At 72.2% G+C, this 8,471-nt stretch carries 8 protein-coding genes; 7 read left to right on the top strand and 1 reads right to left on the bottom strand.

The window, feature by feature from the left end; genetic code table 11:
- Positions 1-92 precede the first annotated feature (92 nt).
- Positions 93-1,799, bottom strand: a complete 1,707-nt coding sequence (locus ACWC9R_RS31950) for a hydrogenase maturation protein (RefSeq protein WP_450736761.1) — start codon at positions 1,797-1,799, stop codon at positions 93-95.
- 358 nt (positions 1,800-2,157) lie between these two features.
- On the opposite strand from ACWC9R_RS31950, the gene ACWC9R_RS31945 reads away from it, so the two are divergent.
- From ACWC9R_RS31945 to ACWC9R_RS31915, 7 genes are all read left to right on the top strand, one after another.
- Positions 2,158-2,313, top strand: coding sequence for a hypothetical protein (locus tag ACWC9R_RS31945; RefSeq protein ID WP_450736759.1), 156 nt, complete (start codon positions 2,158-2,160; stop codon positions 2,311-2,313).
- 118 nt (positions 2,314-2,431) lie between these two features.
- Positions 2,432-3,670, top strand: coding sequence for a hypothetical protein (locus ACWC9R_RS31940; protein WP_450736757.1), 1,239 nt, complete (start codon positions 2,432-2,434; stop codon positions 3,668-3,670).
- A 52-nt stretch (positions 3,671-3,722) separates the two neighbouring features.
- On the top strand, positions 3,723-4,238 hold the full coding sequence (locus ACWC9R_RS31935) for a hypothetical protein (protein ID WP_450736755.1): 516 nt from the start codon (positions 3,723-3,725) through the stop codon (positions 4,236-4,238).
- 30 nt (positions 4,239-4,268) lie between these two features.
- Positions 4,269-5,573, top strand: coding sequence for an MFS transporter (locus ACWC9R_RS31930; protein WP_450736753.1), 1,305 nt, complete (start codon positions 4,269-4,271; stop codon positions 5,571-5,573).
- Between the two features lie 145 nt (positions 5,574-5,718).
- On the top strand, positions 5,719-6,141 hold the full coding sequence (locus ACWC9R_RS31925; protein WP_450736752.1) for a hypothetical protein: 423 nt from the start codon (positions 5,719-5,721) through the stop codon (positions 6,139-6,141).
- Between the two features lie 94 nt (positions 6,142-6,235).
- Complete coding sequence (locus ACWC9R_RS31920) at positions 6,236-6,838, top strand: carbonic anhydrase (RefSeq protein WP_450736750.1); 603 nt, start codon at positions 6,236-6,238, stop codon at positions 6,836-6,838.
- A gap of 17 nt (positions 6,839-6,855) precedes the next feature.
- Positions 6,856-8,310 carry a SulP family inorganic anion transporter gene (locus ACWC9R_RS31915; protein ID WP_450736748.1) on the top strand — a complete coding sequence of 485 codons (1,455 nt, stop codon included), beginning with the start codon at positions 6,856-6,858 and terminating at the stop codon, positions 8,308-8,310.
- Positions 8,311-8,471 lie beyond the last annotated feature (161 nt).

The following is an 8,471-nucleotide window of genomic DNA, read 5'->3' as shown; positions in this document are numbered from 1 at the left end:
CCCCGCCTCTGCCCCCCCGGCGGGGGCCCGCGTACGGCGGCCACCGGCCCGCCGCTGAGCGGTCCGGTGCGGACCACGGGCGGGGCCCCGCCTCAGCTCCGGCCGCCCGGGAAGCCGAGGTGTGCGGGGGTCGCCGCGGATTCCTTGCGGACGAAGGCCCGGCGCAGCGCGTGATAGGGCTGGTCCGGGTCGAAGAGGATGCGGTGCATCTGCGCCAGTTCGAGCTCGCGGTAGACGGCGAGCGGGCGGTGCGCCTCGTCGCGTTCCCGGTCGGCCTTCTTCGTGGCGATCCGGGCCTGTGTCGCGGGCGCCGCGGCCAGCCGGACGGCGAGCCGGGCGGTCCGCTCGGCGAAGTCCTGCGCGGGGCAGTCGAGGACCCGGTCCACCAGGCCGAGCCGCGCACCGGCCGCGGCGCTGACCGGCACGGCGCGCGCGGTGAGTTCCGCTGCCACTTCGGGGCCGGTCCGGCGCGGCAGGGTGTAGGTCCAGTACTCGGAACCGTAGAGCCCCATCAGCCGGTAGTGGGGGTTGAGCACCACGGCCCCGCGGCACCACACCTCGTCGGCGGCCAGGGCCAGCATCGCCCCGCCGGCCGCGGCGTTGCCGCCGAGCGCGGCGACCACCAGCCGGTCGGTGGTGGTCAGGACGGCGTGCACCAGATCGTCCATGGCCTGCAGATTGGCCCAGGACTCCGCGGCGGGGTCGGTGGCGGCCTCGATGACATGCAGATGGATGCCGTTGGAGAAGAAGTCCCGGCGGCCGCCGAGGACCAGCACGGAGGTCGGCCGGGTGCAGGCGTGCTGGTAGGCGGTGAGCAGCCGGCGGCAGTGGTCGGTGCTCATCGCGCCGCCGGGGAAGGAGAACTCCAGGAAGCCGGCCGGCCCGTCCTCGCGGTAGCGGATGTCGGTCCAGGTCCGGGGTCCGTCACCGGGGTCGAGCGGGGCCGGGACCTCGGGGAGCGGCGGGAGGCGGTCGCCCAGCGCCAGGGTGGCGGGCAGTTTGAGGGTGCCGGGCCCGCCCGGTGTGCGGGGCGGCCGCAGTTCCGGAATCCACACCGCGCCGTCGGCGGTCGCGCGGCAGATCGCGCCGGCCCGGGTGGCGAGCAGTTCGCCGGGCCGGCCGGTCAGGGTGTCCTCCGGGTGGCCGCCGTGCAAATGCCAGCTCTCGCCGAGCAGTTCGTCCCGTACGCCGGGCTGGGAGTCGGCGGCGCGCAGCTTGCGTACGACGGTGTCGGTGGAGTCCGCGTGCCAGTCGATGCGGCGCAGGTCCTGGCGGAACGGCGGGCGGGGGCGGCCGGGTTGCGCGACATCGGGCAGGTCGGCCTGCGGCTGCGGACGGTACGTGCCGGACGCGACACGGGCGACGGCCGTCCGGACCGCCTCCAGCGCGGCATCGGCGATCTCGTTGCGGTACAGGTCGCTCTTGCCCACCTCCGGGACGGGGCAGTCCGCCGACGCCCAGATGTCGCCGCCGTCCATCTCGTCGTTGGCCTGGAGGACCGTGACACCCCACCGGCCGGCGCCCAGGTGCACCGCCCAGTCCACCGAGGACGGGCCCCGGTCGCCGACGGGCCCGGGGTGCACGATGAGACAGACGCGGGTGGACCACACCTCGCGGGGGATGGCCCTCCTGAGCATCGGCGCCACGATCAGGTCCGGGTCGTGGCGGTCGACGACCTCGGGGAGCGGGGTGTCCCGTGTCACCAGCTCCACGCCCACCTGGTGTCCGTGGTCGCCGAGGTCGGCGTACACGCGCTGCGTCAGGCTGTTGAACGCGCCGGCGATGAGCAGAATGCGCACAGCGGACTCCCCTGGAGCTGGACCGTTGGGTGGCTGGCTGGATCGTCCCGCACCGGCGGCCACCGGGCTCCGGACCCGCGCTACGGGTCACCCGATCGACGGCCGCCGTGCGGCGCAACGCGGGGCCGGGGGCCGGGTGAAAGTGCCCACCGCCTGACTGCGCGTCATGTAGTTCCCCGCAGTGATCACCGCGACGGAATCCCGCCAAAGTTGGCGCACCGGCCACCCAACCGCAGCCTGGGACATTGCCTTTAATTGACATCTACTTGGTCATACTTTTACCTTCAGTGGCGTGGCATCAGCGCTGGTCAGCGCCGTGTGCCCAGTCCTTCTTCCGTACTCTCTCCCGGAGGTTTCCATGGAGCAGCTCATCAAGAAGATGGCCCAGGACGGCGTGTGGCAGAACTGGCTCGCCGCCAACTCCGCACAGCAGGCGGCGAAGAACGGCTGCATCAGCGCCGCCCCGAAGGCCGGCTGCATCAGCGCCGCGCCCAAGGCCGGCTGCATCTCCTGACCCTCGCGGCCGGCGGCCCGGGAGCGGGGCCGGCGGGGTGCGTAACCCCGCCGCCCGCTCCCGGGCACCACGCCCCGTATCCCCCGTGTGGCACCGCATTCCAGACGACGAGGATTCCATGGATGGTCAGCCGACCGCCGAGGTCATCGAGCAGATACGCGACATACCCCTCTACCGTGAGTCGCTGGCGAAGGGGCACTTCCCCGTACTCGACAAGCCGGAGATCGCGCGCGGCTTTCCCGACAACTGGATGACGCCCCGACTGGCCGCGGCGCTGGAGTCCGGAGAGGCCGAGTTCGTCCTCTCCACCGGCACCAACCATGCCCGGATGCAGATCATCCGGCCCCCGTACTTCCTGCTGCGCTCCTACTACCAGCTCTGGAGCGAACACCCCGACATCTCCGGCACCTGGGAAACGGGCTGCCGGCGGGTGTCGCTGACCACGGTGCTGGCGACGGAACACGTGGCGCGGGTCAACGCCGCCCGGCGCGGGACCGCACCGGCCCCGGTGCCCACCCTCGACGACCGATGGCTCGACGAGCGGACCTGCTACCTCAACCTGCGGCTGGACCCGGCACTGTGGGAGCGCGCCGAGGTCGAACGGATGCTGGCGGAGATCCGGACCGCCCGGCAGGCCCACCCGCGCGGCTGGTACCACCTCGACTGCTCCGGCTATCACCTGGCGCATCTGGTGCGGAAGGCCCGTGAGTGGGGGCTGTGGGACGACTTCCCGGCGCCCGCGAGCATCATCCACGCCTACGAGTACACCCCGGAGAACGTCCGGCGCTTTCTGCGCCGGCACTTCGACTGCCCCGTCATCGACCTGTTCGGCAGCACCGAGCTGGGCTACCTCTACTACAGCGACCGCCACGGCACCTACCGTCCGTACCTCGACAAGATGAGCGTCGAGCTCCAGCCGGTCGCCGAGGGCAGCACGATCTACCAGCTCATCGTGTCGAGCGTGCGCAATCCCTACATGCCGCTGATCCGCTACCGCTCGGGCGACTGCGTACGGACCCAGGACGGTACGCCCGACCCGGAGAAGGTCATCCAATTCTGCGGCCGGGAAAAGGAGTTGCTCAGCACTCCGCGCGGGCCGGTCTCCCAGGGCGACCTCGACCGGTGCATCAGCGAGACCTCCCCGGACGTCTTCCTGTACCAGCTGCGGCTGACCGGCGAGGGCGAGGCGCAGCTGGTGTACACGACGTTCCAGGGCGCGCCTCTCGACCCCGCGCGGACCGCGGCGCTGGAAGAGGGCGTCGGTGACCTGACCGGGCGGCGCTGCCGGCTCGAACACCGTACGCACATCCCCGTCGGGAAGTCGGGAAAGTACGCCTGGCTCTCGACCGGCAGCTGACCCGCCGGACGTCCGCTTCCCCGGACGTCCGCGCCACTCGGACAGGAGAAGCATGACCAGCCAGCCGCGGATATCCGCCGATGACCTCAAGGAACTGCTCGGTGCGGCGCTGCACGCCGAAGTGGTGAAGCACTTCGACGACAAGGGCACCGCACCGCGGGAGTTCGTGGAGCGCCAGGTCACCGAGTGTCTGCGCTACCTCTATCTCGTCTCCCGGCACCACGACCGGCTCGGCGGTCTCTTCCTGCCGGTCGAGCAGGACATCGACGAGATCTGGCACTACCTCATCCTGCAGACCCGCGAATACCGTGCACTGTGCGAGGAACGGCTCCCGGGCCGCTTCTTCATCGAACACCGCAGCATCGCCTATGAGGACTACCAGCAGGAGCCGGGGCGCGAGCAGGCACTCGAAGAGGCGCTGCGCTGGATTCCGCTGTACTGCCAGGAGTTCGGCCCGTACGACGAGGAGGCGCTGCCGCACTGGACGATCGTGCGCTTCCTCCATGAGCAGATGGGGCTCTCGCTCGCGGACATCGCGGCGCTGGAGCCGATGCCGGCGACGACCTAGCGGTCCGCCTCCGCAGAACCGAAAGGAATCATGAAGGACGCCAACGACGTAACGGCCGGCGACGAGGTGCCCGAGCAGCGGCGGATTCTGGCCGTCCTGGTGTTCTCCCAGATCCTCAGTGGCGCGGGCCTCGCCGCCGGCATCACCGTGGGCGCGCTGCTCGCCGAGGACATGCTCGGCTCGACCGGTCTCGCCGGTGTGCCCAGTGCGCTGTTCACCGCCGGGGCCGCGCTGGGCGCCCTCGGCATCGGGCAGATCTGCCGGCGCCACGGCCGCCGCCCCGGGCTGGCGCTCGGGTACGCCGTCGGGGCGCTCGGCAGCCTCGCGGTGGTCCTGGCGACCGCCGTCGGCAGTGCGGTGCTGCTGTTCCTGGGCCTGCTGGTCTACGGGGCGGGCACCTCGACGAACCTGATGGCGCGTTATGCGGGGGCGGATCTGGCCTCGCCCGAGCGGCGCGGCCGGGCCGTGAGCACGGTGCTGTTCGCCACCACGCTCGGCGCGGTGGTCGGCCCCAACCTGGTGACCGTGACGGGAGAGGTGGCGCACTCCTGGGGCATCCCCCGGCTCGCCGGGCCGTTCCTGCTGGCCGTCGCCGCGTTCGGGGCGGCGGCGGTGGCCCTGGCCGCGCTGCTGCGGCCCGACCCACTGCGGCTGGCGGAGAAGCTGGCGGCGGAACGGCCCGCCGACCCGCACTCCGCCGAGGACGCCGGCGAGCAGCCGGACGCCCGGTCGCAGCGGCGCGGGGTGGTCATCGGCACCACGGTCATGATCCTCACTCAGCTCGTGATGATCGCCATCATGACCATGACGCCGGTCCACATGCAGGCGCACGGCCATGACACCCAGGCGGCCGGACTGGTCATCGCCCTGCACGTCGGAGCGATGTTCCTGCCCTCCCCGCTCACCGGACTGCTGGTCGACCGCCTCGGCCGGCGGTGGGTCGCCGCCGCCTCCGGGCTGACGCTGTCGGCCGCCGGAGTGCTGGCCGCGCTGGCCCCGCCGCACTCCGTTCCCGCGCTCGCCACGGCGCTCGTCCTGCTCGGCCTCGGCTGGAACTTCGGGCTGATCGCCGGCACCGCCCTCGTCACCGACGCGCTGCCGCCCGCCCGGCGTGCCTCCGCGCAGGGAATGGTGGACGTCGGGATCGCCCTCGCGGGCGCGGCCGGGGGTATGTCCTCGGGCGTGGTCGTCGTCATGGGCGGCTATCCGGCACTGGCGCTGGCCGGCGCGGTGCTCTCGCTGGCGGTCGTGCCCGTGGTCGCGTGGGCGGCCCGCCGTCCCGAGCACACCGACCTCGCCCCTGCGACTCCCCACGCGGAGCCGGAACCAAAATGAACACCCGTTCGTCACATGGATGTGCCCGAATCGCAATGGGGGGCATCTTGAAACTTGGCGTCATTTCTCGTTCTCACGCCGGAAACCTGGATGCTGCACTGTGAGGGCAGGGTGGAACCGTGTAAACGAGCCACGGGGGGCAACGATGCGGAAGGACGCCTGCATACCGGGCACGCCGGTGCGGCGCGGGCTGCGCCTGCCCCTGCTCGCCCTCACGGTGATTCTGACGTTCCTCCTGGGCAGCGCGGCGGCCGCTGACACCGGACGGGCCGCGTTCGCCGGTCCGTCCGCCGCGAAGTCCGCGAGCACCCAGCCGGCCGTCAAGCCCAGCTACGACGGCGGCGAGGAGAAGGCCAAGCGCGCGGCCGAGCGCGGCCAGCCCCGGCGTACGGTGCGGACCTCCGTCGGCATCCCGCACCACACCGGGCGTCCGCTCCCGCCGTTCAGCGGTGGCGGTTCCCCGTTGCACGCCTTCCCGGCGGCGAGTGTCCCCGCGGCCGGCAGCTCCACCAAGGCCGCGTCGAGACCCCTCGAACTCCCCGTCCTGCACTGCGTCTTCCGCTGCTGAGGACGGCCGTGGTGGCCTGCCCCACCAGCCGCACCTCATACATTCTCCGCCACCACCCCCACAGTGGCACCCCTCATCAGCAGGAGACCTCCTCGTGGAGACCTTCATCCAGCACGCCCGGGGCCTGATGGCCCGTATCGCCGAGGGCCGCGACGAACAAGAGACCTACGGCCGGCTCGCGGCCGGCCAGTCGCCCCTCGCCCTGTTCATCACCTGCTCCGACTCCCGGGTCATTCCGTCCCTCATCACCGGCGCGCAGCCCGGTGAACTCTTCGAGCTGCGGACCGCCGGCAACGCCGTGCCCGCCTACCAGGAGGACATGGCGGCCTGCGCGGAGGCGGCGACCATCGAGTACGCGATGCGCGTCCTGCGCGTCGCCGACATCGTGGTCTGCGGCCACTCGCACTGCGGCGCGGTCGGCGCCAAGGCCCGCGGCGAGGACCTGAACGGCGCTCCGGCCGTACGGGACTGGCTGGCGCAGGCGCTGTCCGACGAGCTGCCCAAGGACGAGGAGCCGACGGTCGCCGCGGCGGTGCAGCAGCATGTCCGCCAGCAGGTCGACCGGCTGCGCGACTACCCCTGCGTCCAGGAGCGGCTGGCCGCCGGAGAAGTGAATCTGCACGGCTGGTTCTACGAGGTGCACACCGGCATGGTGGCCGCACATCATCCGGCCTCCGACCTGTTCCTCCCCCTCTGAAGGCGGGGCGGCATCTCATGAAGCGTTTCACTTCCTTCCGGGCGGACTTCACCGCCTCGCTCGTCGTGTTCCTCGTGGCCGTCCCGCTGTGTGTGGGGGTGGCGGTCGCCTCCGGTGTCCCGGCCGAACTGGGCCTGGTCACCGGTGTGGTCGGCGGACTGCTCACCGGTCTGCTCCCCGGCAGCAGCCTCCAGGTCAGCGGCCCCGCCGCCGGCCTGACGGTGCTGGTCTTCGAGGCCGTCAAGGAGTACGGCCTGGGCACCCTCGGCGCGCTGGTGCTGGCCGCCGGTCTGCTCCAACTCGTCATGGGCGCCCTCAAGTTGGGGCGCTGGTTCCGGGCGATCTCGGTCGCCGTCGTCCAGGGCATGCTGGCCGGTATCGGCCTGGTCCTGATCGCCGGGCAGCTCTACGCCCTCACGGACGCCAAGGCGCCGGGCAGCGGACTCGCCAACATCGGCGGGTTCCCCGACCTGGTCGTCTCCACCGTGGGGTCGTCGAAGGCACTGGCCGCGCTCGCCATCGGTGCCGGCACCATCGCCGTCCTGGTGCTGTGGCCGCGCTGGCGGCGCGCCGCCCGGGTCCTGCCCGCGCCGCTGGCCGCGGTGGCGCTCGCCACCCTCTCGGTGTGGGCGCTGGACATGCCCGTCGCACGGGTCGAGGTCAGCGGGCTGCTGGACGCGATTCAGCCACCCGGCCTCGATGACCTCGGCCGGCTCGGCAGCTTCGGTGTGCTCGGTACGGTCCTCGCCTTCGCGCTGATCGCCTCCGCCGAGTCCCTGTTCAGCGCCGCCGCGGTCGACCGGCTGCACGACGGGCCGAAGACCGACTACGACAAGGAGCTGATGGCCCAGGGTGCGGGCAACGCCGTCTGCGGTGTCCTGGGTGCCCTGCCGATGACCGCGGTCATCGTCCGCAGCGCCGCCAATGTGCAGGCGGGCGCGAAGACCAAGGCCTCGCGGGTGCTGCACGGTGTCTGGCTGCTGGTGTTCGCCGCGGCCTTCCCGGCCGCGCTGGGTGTGGTGCCGGTGGCCGCGCTGGCGGGTGTCCTGGTGCACGCGGGCTGCAAGCTCATCCCGGTGCGTGCGCTGGGGCCGCTGTGGCGCGAACACCGTGGCGAGGCCGTCGTCCTCATGGTCACCGCGGTGGCGATCGTGACGGTCAACATGTTCGAGGGTGTGCTGATCGGGCTGCTGCTGGCCGTCGCGAAGACGGCCTGGGAGACCTCGCATGTGCACCTCGACGTGCGGGTCCCCGACGACACGTCGGAGCCGGTGCAGGTGCGGGCGGTCGGCAACGCCACGTTCCTGCGGCTGCCCAAGATCCTCGACCAGCTCGACACCCTGCCCGCCGACCGGGATGTGGAGCTCGACCTGAGCGGACTGCGCCACCTCGACCACGCCTGTGGCGCGGCGCTGAACAACTGGGCCGAGCAGCACCGCCGCAGCGCCCGCGAGGTGGAGCTGGTGTCCTGACGACGGACCTGTTCACCCGCCCGTTCGGTGGGTGAGCAGCAGCCGCCCCTCTCTGGCGCCGGCCACCGGTCCGGCTGTTCCCGTCCGCCCATGAGGCGGGCCGGGGCAGCCGCCGGTGGCCGGCGCCGTGTGCTTCCCGGGCCGGCCGGACACGGCGGCGG

This window comes from Streptomyces sp. NPDC001219, from assembly GCF_053597915.1.
The sequence above is the reverse complement of the archived record's forward strand: the minus strand, read 5'-3'. Positions and strand labels throughout refer to the sequence as shown.

Bases quoted from the DNA above. Each gene is read 5' to 3' on its own strand.
- ACWC9R_RS31940 (WP_450736757.1), top strand. From the start codon at position 2,432: ATGGATGGTCAGCCGACCGCCGAGGTCATCGAGCAGATACGCGACATA.
- ACWC9R_RS31930 (WP_450736753.1), top strand. From the start codon at position 4,269: ATGAAGGACGCCAACGACGTAACGGCCGGCGACGAGGTGCCCGAGCAG.
- ACWC9R_RS31945 (WP_450736759.1), top strand. From the start codon at position 2,158: ATGGAGCAGCTCATCAAGAAGATGGCCCAGGACGGCGTGTGGCAGAAC.
- ACWC9R_RS31935 (WP_450736755.1), top strand. From the start codon at position 3,723: ATGACCAGCCAGCCGCGGATATCCGCCGATGACCTCAAGGAACTGCTC.
- ACWC9R_RS31915 (WP_450736748.1), top strand. From the start codon at position 6,856: ATGAAGCGTTTCACTTCCTTCCGGGCGGACTTCACCGCCTCGCTCGTC.
- ACWC9R_RS31925 (WP_450736752.1), top strand. From the start codon at position 5,719: ATGCGGAAGGACGCCTGCATACCGGGCACGCCGGTGCGGCGCGGGCTG.